The organism is Frigoribacterium sp. CFBP 8754 (assembly GCF_014841815.1).
Taxonomy (GTDB): Bacteria; Actinomycetota; Actinomycetes; order Actinomycetales; family Microbacteriaceae; genus Frigoribacterium; species Frigoribacterium endophyticum.
Map to the genome: position 1 here is coordinate 75,016 of NZ_JACYUO010000001.1, position 14,932 is coordinate 89,947.

The following is a 14,932-nucleotide window of genomic DNA, read 5'->3' on the forward strand; positions in this document are numbered from 1 at the left end:
GAGGGGGTGGAGGAACGGGGGTCAGACGCGGAGGGCGGGCTGAGCCGGTCGCCGTACAGTGAGGACGACGACCAGGGCTGCGATGGCCAGGAGGAACACGACGCTCGTGACCGTCGAGCCGAGGCCGAGCCCGCCGTCGCCCACCGGCTGCGACAGGAAGTCCCCGACGGAGGCGCCGAGCGGGCGGGTGAGGACGTACGCGGCCCAGAAGGCGAGCACCGACCCGACGCCGGCGAACCGGTGCGCCAGGGCGACGACGGCGATGGCCGCGGCGAACAGCAGCGCCGAGGGCAGGTAGCCGAGGGCCAGCTGTTCGCCGAGGAGGTCGCCGACCGCGGTGCCGAGCGCGAACGTCATCAGCACGGCTGCCCAGTAGAACGACTCGCGACGGGGCGTCGTCACCTCGTGGATCGACAGGGTGCCCTCGGCGCGGTGCCAGACGGCGAACACGGCGGCCAGCGCCACCGCGAAGACGGCCGTCGAGACCCAGAGGTCGACGCCGAGCGAGTCGGTCAGCGTGTCGGTGAGGAGGGTGCCGACGACGCTGATCAGCACGACCGCGAGCCAGTAGACGACCGGGACGTAGGCCCGCGCCCGGAACTGCACCACGAGCGCCACGACGAGCAGGGCCGCCATCACGACGCTCGTCACGGTGAGCCCGAGCCCGAGGCCGTCGGCGAGGAAGTCGGCGAACGTCTCGCCGACGGTGGTGCAGAGCACCTTGATCACCCAGAACGCGAGGGTGATCTCGGGGACCTTGTTCAGCAGGGCCCGGCGCTCGAGGGCCGTGGCCCCGCTCGGGACAGCGCGTGTCGTCATGCCACCACGGTCGGGGGTCGCCTCCCAGGAACCCCCCAGAAGCCACCGAGGGCCCGCGTCGAGGAGGCGCGCGGCCGGTCGGCAGGGCGTCTGGGCGGTTCCTGGGACGGTGGCGCGGAGCCTGCGTGCATGACCGTCCTGCACCGCCCGCCCTCGCCGGCGCTCCCTCGCGGCCGCACCGCGCCTCCTCTCTTCCCGGCCGTCCGCGCCGTCATCCACGACCGAACATGGGCCGTGGGGGGCGCGACGGGCATCACCGGCGTCGTCGTCGCCGGGCTGCTGATCACGTCCGGAGCCGGCGGCGTGAGCGAGGTCGACCTCGACCTCGTCCAGCACGTGAGCCGCGCGCACCTTCCCGTGCTCGACGAGGCCGCGCTGCTCGTCGACCGGCTGTTCGGGCCCCAGCTCGGGGCCGCCCTCGTGCTGCTGCTGACCGTCGCGGTGTGGGTCGTGAGCCGTCGAGCGGCCGCGGCCCTGACGGTCCTGGGCGTCGCCGTCGGTCCGTGGGCCGCGGCCGAGCTGGTCAAGCTCGTCGTGCAGCGCGATCGGCCCGACCCGGGGCTCCTCGCCGACCCGTTGATCGTCGAGCCGCACTCCTTCTCGTTCCCCAGCGGGCACACGGCCCTCGCGACCGGGCTCGCGCTGGCGATCGTGCTGCTCGCAGCGGGGCAGCGCCGCGCTCTGGTCGTCATCGTGACCGGCGCGGCATCGGCTGCGGTGGCGGTCGTCGGGCTGTCGCGCGTCTGGGTGGGCGTGCACTACCCGAGCGACACCGTCGCGTCGGTCGCGCTCGGCTGCTCGGTCGTCGCGCTGGCCCTCCCGTCGTGGCTGCGCCTCCTCGACCACCTCGACGACCGCCGCGGCGCCGCCCCGCCCGTCGGGCCGTCGGCACCGAACTTCCCCACGACCACCGACCCAGGACGGACCCGCGCGTGAGCATCCTCGACCCCCAGACCCTCCTCGCCGGCATGGGCCCCTGGGCCCTCGGTGGCCTGTCGCTGATGATCTTCGTCGAGTCCGGCCTGCTGTTCCCCTTCCTGCCCGGCGACTCCCTGCTGGTCACGGCGGGCCTGCTGCACCAGAGCCTCGGCCTCAGCGTCGCCCTGATCGCGCTCTGCGCGTTCCTCGCCGCGGCGGCCGGCGACCAGGTCGGGTTCTTCCTCGGCCACCGGTTCGGGCGCCGCTGGTTCCGCCCCGACGCCCGCGTGCTGAAGACGGCGCACCTCGAGCAGGCCGAGGCGTTCTTCGAGCGCCACGGCGGCGCGGCGCTCGTCCTCGGCCGGTTCGTGCCCGTCGTCCGCACCTTCGTGCCCCTCGCCGCCGGCACCAGCGGGTACCCCTACAAGAAGTTCGTCGTCTGGAACCTCACCGGGGCGTTCCTGTGGGCCGTCGGCATGACGGTGCTCGGATCGCTGCTCGGTGGCCTACCGTTCGTGGCGGACCACATCGACCTGCTCGCCGTCGGGCTCGTCGTCGTGTCGGTGCTGCCGATCGTGGTCACGGCCCTGCGGCGTCAGCACGCAGTCCGGGCCGACGAACGATCCACGGCGAGGACGAGAGGTGAGGAGGCGGCGGGTGACCGGTCCTGACACGCGCCCCCGCCTCCTGCTGGTCGAGGACGACCCGCAGCTCGGCCCCATCGTGGCCGAGGTGCTCGGCGAGGCCTGGCAGGTCGACCTCGTCGCCGACGGCCGGCGGGGCCTCGACGCCGCCCGCGCCGGCGGGCACGCCGTGCTGGTCGTCGACCGCCGCCTCCCGGGGCTCGACGGCACCGAGCTGGTCGCGGCCCTCCGTCGTGAGCACGTGACGACGCCGGTGCTGATGCTGACGGCCCTCGGCACCACGGCCGACCGCGTGGCCGGGCTCGACGGCGGTGCCGACGACTACCTCGTCAAGCCCTTCGAGTTCGACGAGCTCCTCGCCCGGCTGCGCGCCCTCACCCGCTCCTTCGCCGTCGAGGAGCGCTGGCTCGACATCGGCGAGGCGCGGCTCTGGCCCGACAGCCGCATCGTCGTCACGCCCTGGGCGAGCCGGGTCGTGCTGAGCGAGCGCGAGTGCGCCCTGCTCGCCGAGCTGGCCCGTCGGCCCGACCACACCTTCGACCGGGCGGACCTGCTCGCCCGGGTGTTCCCGCACGGGGAGCAGCTCGGCACCGTCGACACGTACGTCAGCTACCTGCGGCGCAAGATCGACCGCGACGTCGTGCTCACCGTGCGGGGGAGCGGCTACCGGGTGGGGGCGCTGTGAGCGCGCGACGCCGTGCGGGCGGCACCGCCACCGACCCCGAGTCCGAGGCCCTGCAGGCCGCCGCCCGGTCGATCGGGCGGCAGATCGTGCTCGTCTCCGCGCTCGTCGTCATGGGGGCCCTCGCGCTCACGATCGCGTGGGTGCTGCACCAGACCGTGCCCCGGGAGCGGCTCGAGCAGGCCGTGGCCGCGGGCCGGGGCGAGATCTTCGTCTCCGCCACCGACGTCGTGGCGGGCCTGGTGGTGCTCGGCCTCGGCGGAGTGGTCTTCGCGGGCCTGGTGACGGTGGTGATCGCCAGGCGTGCCGTCCGGCCGCTCGGCGAGGCGCTCCGCCTCCAGCGGCAGTTCGTCGCCGACGCGAGCCACGAGCTGCGAACGCCCCTCGCCGTGCTCGACGCCCGGCTGCAGGCGCTCCAGCGGGCGATCGCCGGAGGCGCGGCGACGGCCGACGAGCGGGTCACGACCGACCTCGCGAGGCTGCGCGACGACTCCCGGGCCCTCGTCGACATCGTCGGCGACCTGCTCGAGGCGGCGGGGCGCGACCCGTCCGAGGCGGCGCCCGCCGAGCCCGTGGTCGTCGACGACGTCGTCGAGGACGTGCTCCGGTCGATGTCCGTGCTGGCCGAGGAGCGCGGCGTCGCCCTGCAGCACGACGGGGCGGCCGCCGCTCGCGTCCCCGTGCCGCCCGCGAGCCTGCGGCGGGCCGTGCTGGCCCTGGTCGACAACGCGCTGAGCCATGCTCCGTCAGGGTCGACGGTCACCGTGTCCACGCGCGTGGACGGAGGCGCGGCGGTGCTGTCGGTCACGGATCGCGGGGCGGGCATCACGGGCATCGACCCGGCTCGCGTCTTCGACCGGTTCGCCCGGGCCGACCCGCCCCCGGCCGCACCGGCTGCTCCGGCCACGGTGGTCGCACCGGCCGCCGGCCCGGGCCGCCGCCCGAGCTTCGGCATCGGCCTCGCGCTCGTCCGCGAGATCGCCCTCCGCCACGGCGGCAGCGTCCGGGTGGCAGCGACGGCCGCGACCGGGACGACGCTCGAGCTGGCCCTGCCCGTCGCGGCGACCTCCGACTAGGCGAGGCACAGACCTCGCGGCCCGGCCCGGGAGGGCGCCGCCTAGAACGGCGCGACGCCCGAGCGGTCGGTGAACGTGCCGGTCGGCCCCTGACCGCCGCGGGTCGCGAGCTCGACCACGGCGTCGGTGCCCTCGGTCACCGTCTGGTGGCCGCTGTTGCCGTTGAGGTCGGTGGCCGTGTAGCCGGGGTCGGCGGCGTTGACGCGGATCTCGGGCAGGGCCTTGGCGTACTGCACCGTCAGCATCGTGACGGCCGCCTTCGACGCCGTGTAGAGCGGCGCGACGACGGTCGACTCGATGCGGTCGGCGTCGTGCACCGCCGTGAACGACCCGAGGCCGCTCGTCACGTTGACGATGGTCGGGGCCGACGAGCGGCGGAGCAGCGGCAGGAAGGCCGTCGTCGTGCGCACGATGCTCGCGACGTTGGTGTCGAGCACCTCGAGGGCGTCGGCCCCGGTGAGCTGGTCGGGCGAGGAGTGCGACCCGGTGATGCCCGCGTTGTTCACGAGGACGTCGAGGCCGCCGGCCGCGGCGATCGTCTCGGCGGCGGCGGCGACCGAGGCGTCGTCGGTCACGTCGAGCTGCACGAAGCGGGCGCCGAGCTCGTCGGCGGTGGTGCGGCCCCTGGCCTCGTCGCGGGCGCCGATCCAGACCGTGTGGCCGGCCTCGAGGAGGCGGCGGGCGGTCTCGCGCCCCAGCCCCTTGTTGCCCCCGGTGACGAGGGTGGTCGTGGTCGCGGCGGTGTCGGCGGAGGTGGTGTCGGGGGAGGGAGCGGTGCCCGTGGCGGGCGTGTCGTTCGTCATGACCCGAGTCTCCGCCCTGCCCCCGACGCTCTGCCAGGCCCGCCGCGTCGGGAGGACCCGCAGTACCACCCCGTCGGCCCCCGGCGCTGCGAGACTGACGAGGTGGACACCCCTGCCGGCGACCTCGGCGCGCTGCTGCGCGCGTGGCGCGACCGCCTCTCGCCCGTCGACGTCGGCCTGCCCGCCGGCGACCAGCGCCGGGCCGCGGGCCTGCGGCGGGAGGAGCTCGCCGCGCTCGCGGGCCTCAGCGTCGACTACGTCGTGCGGCTCGAGCAGGGCCGGGCGCAGCACCCGTCGGCACAGGTCGCCGCGGCGCTGGCGCGGGCCCTCCAGCTGAGCGACGCCGAGCGCGACCACCTGTTCGTGCTCGCGGGCCTCGTGCCGCCCTCGCCCGCCACCGTGCCCGAGCACGTGCCGCCGGGGGTGCAGCGGCTGATCGCGCGGCTCGGCGAGACGCCGCTCGCGGTCTTCACCGCCTCCTGGGACCTGCTCAGCTACAGCCCTCTCTGGGGCCGCCTCTTCGGCGAGCCCGTGGGCGAGGGCGGCGAGCGGCCGAACCTGCTGCGGTCGTGGTTCGGCGGCACGGGAGCGATCACGCCGGGCGAGCGCGTCGAGCACGGGCGCGACGGCGGCCTCCGGGCGTTCGAGGCCTCGCTCGTCGCCGACCTGCGGCGGGTGCACGGCCGCTACCCGGGCGACCCGCGCGTGCGATGCCTGATCGACGACATGACCGCCGTGAGCGACACCTTCCGCGAGCTCTGGCGCACCGGGGCCGTCGGTGAGCACGTCTCCGAGCGCAAAGTTATCCGCCACCCGGTCGTGGGCGACGTCGAGCTCGACTGCGACGTGCTCACCGTGGCGGGCACCGACCTGCGCCTCGTCGCCTACACGGCCGCGACCGGCTCGCCCGCAGCCGCCGCCCTCGACTTCCTCCGCGTCTCCGCCGTCACGGCCGACGCCCGCTGAGGCGCCCCCGGCCGCGTCCCGCGCTCCGTGGTGCTGTACCCCGGCGCGCACGGCTCGTCGCCGCCCCGCAGCCGACCGGTCGACGACCGCCCGTGGCCCTGTCCCCCGAACGGGAAACGCGGGCGACTGTCCGATTCACGCAACTAGCTAGACCGTCTAGCTGTTCGGTGTCATGATCGTCCCGTACCGGTTCACGGCGGTACGCGGCCCTGGCGACAGGGCCGACCACCCGGTCACCACGGTCACCGACGGCAGCGCAGGGCTGCCAGAGACGAGCAGCACCATGAGCCTCATCCACGGCAGCAGGAGCCCCTTCTCCGAGATCCGCGGCGCGGATCGTCAGATCACGCTCCTCGTGATCGCCACGTCGGCGCTGGCGACCTGCGGCACCGCGATCGCCGGCATGCTCGTCGTCCTCGGCGCCGGCGCGTGACCGCCTCCGTCGCGATGGTCGACCACCTCGACCTCCCGATGACCGAGCCCCTCGACCTGGCGGAGCTCGTCACGAGCGACGCCGCCTGACGCACCCGCGTCGCCCCGGCCCGTACCAGCCGCCCACGTCGTGGGGGGCCGACGAGGGCCACGTGCAGAGCCTCCCCCGGGAGGCTCTCCGCACGTCCGGGGGCGGCCGGGTCAGGCCGCGCCGACCAGCGCCAGGTCGTCGAGGTCCCAGGTGGGCGCTGCATAGGGGCGGCCCCACCCGTCCCGGAGCCGCGTGACGGCACGGTCGTAGGCGTCGAGGAGGTCCATGCGCGGCCGCACCATCGACTGCAGCTGCAGCCCCTCGTAGAGGGCGAGCAGCTGCTCCGCGCCGCGGGCCGGCGCCATGGTCGCGGGCTCGCGCCCGAGCTCGACGTCGCGGCGCAGGCCCTCGGCGACCATCCGGTGGAACCGGCTCCAGTCGCCCTGCAGCAGCTCGGAGAGCGGGTGCCCGGGAGTCGCGGCCACGTTGACGAGGGAGCTCAGCAACCGCATCAGCGACGGGTCCTCGATGTTCGACTGCACGATCCGGCGCAGGAAGAGCACGGTGCCGTGCGACGCCATGACCGGCAGGAGGGGAGAGGTGCGCTCGGCCGTCCAGCGGTCGACGGCCGCGAGCAGCAGGCCGTTCCAGTCGGGGAAGTGCGCGGTCACCGCCTCCAGGGGCAGCCCTGCGGTCTCGGCCACCGCCTCCAGCGTGGTCTCGTGGAAGGCCCGGTGCCGGAAGGTCTCGATGGCGGCGGCCACGACGCTGCGGCGCAGCTCGACGTGGGCCGACTCGGCGTAGAAGTCGTCGGGGGAGGCGTTCTGGTCGTTCACGACAGCAATGTCACCAGAGCTGCGCGGCCCTGACGAGTCCCCGTTCTGGGGAAGGCCCGGGGAGGCGCGAGGTGCGTCGGTCTGCTGCAGCGCGGGCCGAGGGCGGTCGCCTCAGCCGCGCCGCGCGGTCACCACGAGCAGGTGATCTCCGCGAGGGCGTGGTCGAAGGCCGTCGTCGGCTCGAAGCCGGGGCGCAGCAGCATCTGCAGCTGGAGGCCCTCGAACAGCGCGATGAGGGTCGTCGCGAGCGCCTTGACGTCGACGCCGGCGGGCACGACGCCCTCGGTCACGTCGAAGGCGAGCCCCTGCTGCACCATGGTGTGGAAGTCGCAGTACCGGTCGCGGAGGTAGAGCGACGCGAGGTGTCCGGGGTCGGTGCCCTCGACCGCGAGCGACAGCAGCGTGCGGGAGAGCGCGGGGTGTTGGGCGCTGTAGGCGACCAGCCCGCGCATGAAGCCGAGCGTGGCGCCGCCGGCGGTCTCGCGGGCGACCTGCTCGAAGCGGTCCTGGTTCCAGCGGTCGAGGGCCGCGAGCACGAGGCCGAGCCACGACGGGAAGTGGCGACGGACGGCGGCGACGCTCGTCTGGGCGGTCTGGGCGACGTCCTCGAAGCTCGTCCCGGCGTACCCGAGGCGCTCGAGCGTCTCGACGGTCGCGACGACGACGTCCTTGCGGTCGGCGACGGCGAGGTCGAAGGCGCTCGGATCAGGGGCGGTCGTCTCGATCGTCACGGTTCTCCTCGAGGGGTGGTGGGGTCCTCGGCCTCAGCTTGTCGGGGTCGGCCGCCGCCTGCCACGCCCCCTTCGGGGGCGGAGGGAGCCGCACCGTCGGGGGCTCCGGCGTGCCCTGTGGAGAGAGCGCGCCCCGCCTCGTGCCCGCTGCTACGGTGAGGGCGCTCGGTTCCGGGGGGATCCACGACCGGACGAGCAGCTGCCCTGCTCCGTTCCATCGACTCCTCAGGAGAGAACCATGACCACCCCCCAGCCCTACGGCGCCCCCGGCGCCCCCGCACAGACCGACAAGACCAACGTCCTCGCCATCGTCGGCATCATCCTCGCCTTCTTCGTGCCCCTCGTCGGCGTGATCCTCGGCTTCGTCGCGCGCTCGCAGATCAAGCGCACCGGCGAGAAGGGCAGCGGCCTCGCGCTGGCCGCGATCATCATCGGCCTCGCGATCATCGTGATCTACGTGATCGGCGTCATCGTCTTCAGCGTCGCCGCGGCGAACTCGGGCATGACCACGACCTACTAGGTCGAGCACGCAAGCCGGCCCACGGCCGGACTGCAGGAGGCGCGGTGAGCGATCACCGCGCCTCCTCGCGGTCCTGGGGCTCGTCCGTCGTGCCGCGCCGAGACGCCCGAACGCTCAGGCGGCCCCGAGGGCGACGAGCATCCCGGCCACGAGCATGCCGCAGGCCGACACCGCCGACGTCGCGACGACCAGGAGCGTCGTGCGACGCTCGGCCTCCCGCACCTCCGAGAAGGGCGAGGCCTCGGCGAACGGAGACTGTCGGAGGATGCTCATGGCGGTTCTCGTTCCTGACGGCCCTGCGCCGTCGTCCGTACCGGGCCCCGCGGGGCCGCATCGCCGTGAATCGATGCGCATGCATACTCACACACGGATAGCTAGATCGCCTAGCTACACCCGCTAGAGGTCGCGCTCAGCGGACAGGGCCCGCGACCAGCGGACCGTGACGGTCAGGAGGCCGGGCCGAGCAGCACCGCGAGCATCGTCGCGGCCGAGCCGACGAGGAAGATCGCGGTGCCGAACTGCATCGTCTTCGTCTTGTTGCGGTCGGAGACCGGCACGCTCACCTCGAGGATGGGGCACCCCGACCAGCCGATCAGGCCGAGGCTCAGCGCCACGGCGCCGGCGCCGACCCAGAACAGCACCTCGCCGGGCGTCGACAGGAGCTCCGGCCGCCAGCCCGAGAGCAGCACCGCCGCGAACGCCACGGCCACGGCCACCACGCCGCCGACGAACCACAGCGTGCCCGTCCACATGATCCGCTGCAGGTTCTCGACCGGGCCCATCAGGTCGCGCCCGCCGGGCAGCGGGGGCTGGCCGACCGTGGGGGCGGAGTCGGGCGAGGAGGCGGGGGTGCGGGGGGTCGGGTCGGTGTCGTTCACCCCCCTACGCTGCCACTGATCGCGCCGGAACGTGCACACGACGCACGTCTCCGTGCGTCAGCGCTGCAGCGTCGCGCTCGGGTACTCGCCGAAGCGCTCGCGGTACGTGCCCGAGAACCGGCCCAGGTGGCCGAAGCCCCACCGGCGGGCCACGTCGGCCACGGTCGCCCGCCGGGGGTCTAGCTCGGCGAGCTCGGCCCGGGCCCGGTCGAGGCGGACGGTGCGGAGGTAGAGCGTCGGCGTGGTGTCGAGGTGGCGGGCGAACGCCGCCTGCAGCCCGCGGCTGCTGAGGCCGACCGCGGCCGCGGCGTCCGCCACGGCGATCGGCTCGTGCGCGTGGTCGCGGAGGTACTCGACGGCGCGGCGGAGGCGCGAGCCGGAGGCCACCAGGGCGAGGGGCGACGACGCGCCCGCCTCGTGGGGGAAGGTGTCGAGCACGGCCAGGGCGAGGTGCCGGTCGGCCTCCGACCGGGTCAGCAGCGGGGTCGCCGCGTCGAGCAGCAGGGGCGTCGTGGCCGCCAGCACGCGGCGCCACCGGGCGAGGGCGTCCCGGCCCGGCTCGGCGGCGTGGTGGAAGAGCAGGCGCCCGGGCTCGACGCCCTCGTGCTCGGCGGCCAGGCCCTCGAGGTAGCCGCCGTCGAGGTGGACGAGGTTCTGCCGGTAGTCGGCGTAGTCGAACTCGTACGCCCGGGTGGGCGCGACGTGCGGCACGTGCAGCGTCTGGACCGTCTCGTCGCGCCCCACGTCGGTCACGCCGTGGCCCTCGTGCAGCCACGAGACGATGTACTCGCGCGTCTCCTCCGCGACGCCGTGGGCGGTGCCGCGGAACTCCGACGTGCGGAGCGTGACGACCGCGTCGCCCGCCGAGGTGTAGCGGTACGAGAACGGGCCGTCGCCGTGCTCGAGCCGGAAGCCGTCGCCCGGGTAGGCCGTCTCGTAGAGCAGGCGCGCCTCGTCGAGGTCGCGGCCGTCCGTGGCCGACCTCGTCATCGAGCCGTCTGCGTCATCCATCCCGACCCCGATCCTGGCACGGCCCGGGCCGTCCTCCCATCCGCGTCTGCCACGATCGGTCCGACCGACCCCGACCGGCAGGAGCCGACCCATGGACAACGCCCAGATCGCCACCTTCTTCACCGTGCTCATCAGCGCCGTCACGGTCGCGGGCCTCGGCCTCGTGGTCGCGTCGTTCGTGGCCATGGGCTCCTCGAAGTAGGGCCCCGCGCAGCTGTCGGGCGTCGTGGCTACTCTCGACGCATGAGACCGCTGCAGCAGACCATCATCGCCGAGCTCGCCGTCGCCCCGCAGATCGACCCCGCCACCGAGGTCGAGACGCGCGTGGCCTTCCTCCGTGACTACCTGGAGACCACCGGCGCCGCGGGCTTCGTGCTCGCGGTCAGCGGCGGTCAGGACAGCACGCTCGCCGGTCGTCTCTGCCAGCTCGCCGTCGAGGGCGTGCGCCGCGACGGCGGCGAGGCCGAGCTCGTCACGGTCCGCATGCCCTACAAGGTGCAGGCCGACGAAGACGACGCGCAGCTCGCGCTCGGCTTCATCGACGGCGCCGAGGGTCGAGTCGTGAACATCCAGGGCGGTGTCGACGGCACCGCCGGCGACGTCGCCGCCGCCCTCGGGGCGCCCGTCAGCGACTTCGCGAAGGGCAACGTCAAGGCCCGCACCCGCATGGTGGCCCAGTACGCGATCGCGGGCGAGCGCGGTCTGCTCGTCGTGGGCACCGACCACGCGGCCGAGGCGCTCACCGGCTTCTTCACGAAGTACGGCGACGGCGGGGTCGACCTCACGCCGCTCACCGGGCTCAGCAAGGGCCAGGGCGCCGCCCTCCTCCGGCACCTCGGCGCGCCGGCCCGCCTCTACGAGAAGGCGCCGACGGCCGACCTGCTCGACGAGACGCCCGGCCAGACCGACGAGGCGAACCTCGGCCTCACCTACGCCGACATCGACGCGTACCTCGAGGGGCGCGACGTCGACGACGCGACGGCCGAGCTGATCGAGCAGCGCTACCTCGCCACCGAGCACAAGCGCCGCGTGCCGGCCACGCCGCACGACACCTGGTGGCGCCGGGCCTGAGCCCGCGCCGGCTCCCCCCACCGGCTCCCCGCCCCGCGGGGCGGTCCGGGGAGCGCGCCGGTCGGTGCGCTCCCCGGACACCCTCCGGTCGCTCCCAGGGTGCGGGGCCAGTGTCGGGGTCACATCCGACACGACACGAAGGAAGGCAGCCATGCCCACCATCACCGTCCCCTCCGCCACCGGCCCCGAGGTCGAGCTCCACTACGAAGACGTCGGCAGCGGCGCGCCCGTCGTCCTGATCCACGGCTGGCCCCTCAGCGGCCGTTCGTGGGAGGGCCAGGTGCCCGCGCTCGTCGAGGCCGGCCACCGGGTCGTCACGTACGACCGCCGGGGCTTCGGCCAGTCGTCGCAGCCGTGGGACGGCTACGACTACGACACCTTCGCGGCCGACCTGGAGGCCGTGCTCGACGCCCTCGACCTGCACGACGTGACGCTGATCGGCTTCTCGATGGGCGGCGGCGAGCTGGCCCGCTACGTGAGCACCTACGGCCAGGGCCGCATCGCGAAGCTCGTCTTCGCCAGCGCCGTGCCGCCGTACCTGTACAAGAGCGACGACAACCCCGAGGGCGGCGTCGACGACGACCTCGCCGCGTGGTTCCACGACGGCATCGTGGGCGACCGCCCCGCCTTCCTGGAGGAGTTCGTCCGCATGTTCTTCACCGCCGGCAAGCCCTCGCTGCTCAACGGTCCGAAGGTCAGCGACGCCCAGATCGCCTACAACGTGGCCATCGCCGAGATGGCGTCGCCCAAGGGCACGCTCGACTGCACCGTCGCGTTCGCGACCACCGACTTCCGCGACGACCTCACGAAGATCACCGTGCCGACGCTCGTCATCCACGGCGACTCCGACAACACGGTGCCGTTCGAGGTCAGCGGCGCGCGCACCCACGCGGCGATCGCGGGCAGCGAGCTCGTCGTGATCGAGGGCGGCCCGCACGGCGTCACCGTCTCGCACAAGGACGAGTGGAACCGCCACGTGCTGGCGTTCCTCGCCAAGTAGGCCCTCCTGCACGACCCGGCCCGCGCCTCCTCGTCACCGGGGAGTCGCGGGCCGCGTCGTGCGCGCCGGCCCGGTCAGCGGGTCGGCGGCTCCGGATCGGCCGCGAGCTGCGCGCCGCGGACGGCGTCGTGGGCGGACGGGCCCTCGGCGACGGTGTCGCCGCCGCGGCTGCCCCGCTCGCCGCCGAGCAGGAGGTTGAGGGCGATCGCGACGATCGCCCCGGCGCTGATGCCGGAGTCGAAGACCAGCGTGAACCACGACGGGAACCGCTCGTAGATCGTCGGCGACACCGTCGGCAGGAGGCCGACGCCGACGGCGAGGGCGACGACCAGCACGTTCCGGTCGGTGAACCGCACCGTCGAGAGGGTGCGCACGCCGCTCGCCGCGACGATGCCGAAGAGCGCGACGCCGGCCCCGCCGAGCACGGCGAGCGGCACGGCCTCGACGACGGCGCCGAGCTTCGGCACGAGCCCCAACGCGATCAGCATCACGCCGGCGCAGGTGGCGACCCAGCGCGACTTGACGCCCGTGATGCTGACCAGCCCCACGTTCTGCGCGAACGCCGTGTACGGGAAGGTGTTGAACACCCCGCCGAGCACGGTGGTGAGCCCGTCGGCGCGGAGCCCGTCGGCCAGGCGGCGGGGCGTCAGCGGCCGGTCGACGATCTCGCTGACGGCGACGATGTCGCCGGTGGTCTCGGTCATGATCACGAGGCCGACGATGAGCATCGAGATGACCGCCGCGGCCGGGAAGGTGGGCAGCCCGAACTGGAACGGCGTCGAGAAGCCGACCCACGGCTGCTCGCCGACGCCGCTGACGTCGACGAGGCCGAGCGGCACGGCGGCGAGCGTGCCCACGACGAGCCCGAGCAGGATCGACAGGCGCCCGAGGGCCGGCGGGGCGAAGCGCTCGATCAGCACGATGACCGCGAGGGTGCCGGCGGCGAGGGCGACGTTGACCGGCGGTGCCCCGTCGGTGGCGCCGTCGATCACCCAGCCGCCGGCCACGCTCATCAGCGAGAGGCCGATGACGAGGATGACCGTGCCGGTCACGAGCGGCGGGAAGAACCGCACGAGCTGCGAGAAGACGGGGGCGATGGCGAACATCATCAGCCCGCACATGATGACCGAGCCGTAGATGGCGCCGACGCCGTGCTCGGTGCCGATGGTGATCATCGGTCCGACCGAGGCGAAGGTGCAGCCCTGCATCAGCGGCAGGCGGGCGCCGACCCGCCAGACCCCCACCGACTGGAGCACCGCGCCGATCCCGGCGACGAAGAGGTCGGCGGTGATCAGGTGCGGCAGGGCGCCGGGGTCGAGCCGCCCGGCCTCGATCAGGGCGGTGCCGATCACGAGCGGCACCGCGACGGCGCCCGCGTACATCGCCAGCACGTGCTGCAGGCCGAGCGGCAGCAGGCGGCGGAGCGGCGGCACCTCGTCGACGGGGTGCCGCGGCCCCTTCGGGCTCGTCGTCGTCGCGCCCACGACGGTGGCGGGGGCGGTCGGGGGGTGGTCGCTCATGCTGCTCCTCGCTGGGCCCCCGGCGGGGCCCCCTGACAGCTTGGCGTGCCCCGGGGGCCGCGCCGCGCCTCCGCCCTGATGTTTCACATGACCGTAACGCGGGAGGCGTGGGTCGCCCCCTACAGGACGATCGCGTCACGCGCCCAGATCACATAGCCCACGTCGTGCTCCAGCACCAGTTCTCGGCGAGACGTAACAGGGAACGCTCAGGCGTGGTTCAGTGGTCGGAGCGGCTGACCCGGCCGCTCTCGCATGTCGCAGACATGACAACATCAAGGAGAACACCATGATCGGCCTCATCATCAGCCTTCTCGTCATCGGGCTCATCGCCGGTGCCGTCGCTCGCCTCGTCGTCCCGGGCAAGCAGAACATCTCGATCCCCATGACCATCCTGCTGGGCGTCATCGGTTCGTTCGTCGGTGGCTTCCTCGCCTACCTGCTCTTCGGCAGCGACAACGCGGACGGCTTCTTCCAGCCCTCCGGCATCATCGGCTCGATCATCGGCGCCATCATCGTCCTCGTGATCTACATCCAGGTCACCGGTCGTCGCAGCCGCCGCTAGGCAGCAGCAGCACGGGCCCGGCCCGTCGCGCACCGAAGGGCCCCGGCACTCGCCGGGGCCCTTCGTCGTACCCCGGCGCCGCGGCCGCACCGGGGCGGGGGTGTTGGGTGGCCGCATGATCATCGTCACCGGACACCTGCTCGTCGACCCGGAGCTGCGCGACGACTACCTCGCCAGCCGTGCCCCCGAGATCGAGGCCGCGCGCGTCGCGCCCGGCAACCTCGACTACGCCCTCTCGCCCGACGTCGTCGACCCGGGCCGCGTCAACGTCGCCCAGCGGTGGGTCTCGGAGCAGGCGCTCGACGACTTCCGGGGCGAGGGCACATCGGAGGAGGACGAGGCCGAGGTGCGCGAGTCGCACGTGCACGACTACGCGCTCACCGGGCCGGAGGAGCCGTCGCTCTCGCCGGACGGCGACCTGGTCTGAGGGGC

At 73.9% G+C, this 14,932-nt stretch carries 19 protein-coding genes; 11 read left to right on the top strand and 8 right to left on the bottom strand.

All coding sequences use genetic code 11. The features are described 5' to 3' along the window. Positions 1-21: 21 nt before the first annotated feature. On the bottom strand, positions 22-819 hold the full coding sequence (locus IFT72_RS00400; RefSeq protein ID WP_192045268.1) for a hypothetical protein: 798 nt from the start codon (positions 817-819) through the stop codon (positions 22-24). 129 nt (positions 820-948) lie between these two features. Between IFT72_RS00400 and IFT72_RS00405 the strand changes: the two genes are divergently transcribed. From IFT72_RS00405 to IFT72_RS00420, 4 genes are read left to right on the top strand one after another with little or no spacing between them, the layout of a single operon-like run. Next, positions 949-1,755 (top strand): phosphatase PAP2 family protein, encoded by an 807-nt coding sequence (locus IFT72_RS00405; RefSeq protein WP_192045269.1) that lies wholly within the window; start codon positions 949-951, stop codon positions 1,753-1,755. Continuing rightward, positions 1,752-2,408, top strand: a complete 657-nt coding sequence (locus IFT72_RS00410; protein ID WP_371741115.1) for a DedA family protein — start codon at positions 1,752-1,754, stop codon at positions 2,406-2,408. The genes IFT72_RS00405 and IFT72_RS00410 overlap by 4 nt, the downstream gene beginning before the upstream one ends. After that, positions 2,395-3,066 carry a response regulator gene (locus IFT72_RS00415; RefSeq protein ID WP_192045270.1) on the top strand — a complete coding sequence of 224 codons (672 nt, stop codon included), beginning with the start codon at positions 2,395-2,397 and terminating at the stop codon, positions 3,064-3,066. Before IFT72_RS00410 ends, IFT72_RS00415 begins: the two co-directional genes overlap by 14 nt. Further along, positions 3,063-4,139, top strand: a complete 1,077-nt coding sequence (locus IFT72_RS00420; protein WP_192045271.1) for a HAMP domain-containing sensor histidine kinase — start codon at positions 3,063-3,065, stop codon at positions 4,137-4,139. Before IFT72_RS00415 ends, IFT72_RS00420 begins: the two co-directional genes overlap by 4 nt. Before the next feature lie 41 nt (positions 4,140-4,180). On the opposite strand, the gene IFT72_RS00425 is transcribed toward IFT72_RS00420, so the two are convergent. Further along, positions 4,181-4,942: an SDR family NAD(P)-dependent oxidoreductase gene (locus tag IFT72_RS00425; RefSeq protein ID WP_192045272.1), complete on the bottom strand. Its 762-nt coding sequence runs from the start codon at positions 4,940-4,942 to the stop codon at positions 4,181-4,183. Between the two features lie 102 nt (positions 4,943-5,044). Between IFT72_RS00425 and IFT72_RS00430 the strand changes: the two genes are divergently transcribed. Both IFT72_RS00430 and IFT72_RS00435 read left to right on the top strand, forming a co-directional pair. Continuing rightward, on the top strand, positions 5,045-5,908 hold the full coding sequence (locus IFT72_RS00430) for a helix-turn-helix domain-containing protein (RefSeq protein ID WP_192045273.1): 864 nt from the start codon (positions 5,045-5,047) through the stop codon (positions 5,906-5,908). A gap of 283 nt (positions 5,909-6,191) precedes the next feature. Next, entirely contained in the window at positions 6,192-6,341 is a 150-nt protein-coding gene (locus IFT72_RS00435) for a hypothetical protein (protein WP_192045274.1), read from the top strand. 200 nt (positions 6,342-6,541) lie between these two features. Here the strand turns inward: IFT72_RS00435 and IFT72_RS00440 are convergent, their stop codons facing one another. Together IFT72_RS00440 and IFT72_RS16540 are read right to left on the bottom strand one after the other, a co-directional pair. After that, entirely contained in the window at positions 6,542-7,207 is a 666-nt protein-coding gene (locus IFT72_RS00440; RefSeq protein WP_056052528.1) for a TetR/AcrR family transcriptional regulator, read from the bottom strand. Between the two features lie 128 nt (positions 7,208-7,335). Continuing rightward, the gene (locus IFT72_RS16540; RefSeq protein WP_056052533.1) at positions 7,336-7,938 is read right to left on the bottom strand and encodes a TetR/AcrR family transcriptional regulator; all 603 of its coding nucleotides are present in this window, start codon (positions 7,936-7,938) and stop codon (positions 7,336-7,338) included. Positions 7,939-8,176: 238 nt separating this feature from the next. Between IFT72_RS16540 and IFT72_RS00450 the strand changes: the two genes are divergently transcribed. Beyond that, a complete protein-coding gene (locus tag IFT72_RS00450; RefSeq protein ID WP_185231528.1) occupies positions 8,177-8,458 on the top strand; it encodes a DUF4190 domain-containing protein in 282 nt (93 codons plus the stop codon). Between the two features lie 114 nt (positions 8,459-8,572). On the opposite strand, the gene IFT72_RS00455 is transcribed toward IFT72_RS00450, so the two are convergent. The 3 genes from IFT72_RS00455 to IFT72_RS00465 form a co-directional block, all read right to left on the bottom strand. Further along, complete coding sequence (locus IFT72_RS00455) at positions 8,573-8,731, bottom strand: hypothetical protein (RefSeq protein ID WP_185231530.1); 159 nt, start codon at positions 8,729-8,731, stop codon at positions 8,573-8,575. A gap of 173 nt (positions 8,732-8,904) precedes the next feature. Next, positions 8,905-9,336 carry a hypothetical protein gene (locus IFT72_RS00460; protein WP_056052539.1) on the bottom strand — a complete coding sequence of 144 codons (432 nt, stop codon included), beginning with the start codon at positions 9,334-9,336 and terminating at the stop codon, positions 8,905-8,907. A gap of 57 nt (positions 9,337-9,393) precedes the next feature. Next, a complete protein-coding gene (locus IFT72_RS00465; RefSeq protein WP_192045275.1) occupies positions 9,394-10,347 on the bottom strand; it encodes a helix-turn-helix domain-containing protein in 954 nt (317 codons plus the stop codon). A 243-nt stretch (positions 10,348-10,590) separates the two neighbouring features. On the opposite strand from IFT72_RS00465, the gene nadE reads away from it, so the two are divergent. Both nadE and IFT72_RS00475 read left to right on the top strand, forming a co-directional pair. Then, positions 10,591-11,418, top strand: coding sequence for an ammonia-dependent NAD(+) synthetase (gene nadE / locus IFT72_RS00470; RefSeq protein ID WP_192045276.1), 828 nt, complete (start codon positions 10,591-10,593; stop codon positions 11,416-11,418). A gap of 151 nt (positions 11,419-11,569) precedes the next feature. Then, positions 11,570-12,418: an alpha/beta fold hydrolase gene (locus tag IFT72_RS00475; protein ID WP_185231541.1), complete on the top strand. Its 849-nt coding sequence runs from the start codon at positions 11,570-11,572 to the stop codon at positions 12,416-12,418. Between the two features lie 74 nt (positions 12,419-12,492). Here the strand turns inward: IFT72_RS00475 and IFT72_RS00480 are convergent, their stop codons facing one another. After that, positions 12,493-13,938, bottom strand: a complete 1,446-nt coding sequence (locus tag IFT72_RS00480; protein WP_192045277.1) for a nucleobase:cation symporter-2 family protein — start codon at positions 13,936-13,938, stop codon at positions 12,493-12,495. 286 nt (positions 13,939-14,224) lie between these two features. On the opposite strand from IFT72_RS00480, the gene IFT72_RS00485 reads away from it, so the two are divergent. Both IFT72_RS00485 and IFT72_RS00490 read left to right on the top strand, forming a co-directional pair. Continuing rightward, positions 14,225-14,500 (top strand): GlsB/YeaQ/YmgE family stress response membrane protein, encoded by a 276-nt coding sequence (locus tag IFT72_RS00485; protein WP_056052552.1) that lies wholly within the window; start codon positions 14,225-14,227, stop codon positions 14,498-14,500. A 115-nt stretch (positions 14,501-14,615) separates the two neighbouring features. Continuing rightward, complete coding sequence (locus IFT72_RS00490; RefSeq protein WP_056052556.1) at positions 14,616-14,927, top strand: putative quinol monooxygenase; 312 nt, start codon at positions 14,616-14,618, stop codon at positions 14,925-14,927. Positions 14,928-14,932 lie beyond the last annotated feature (5 nt).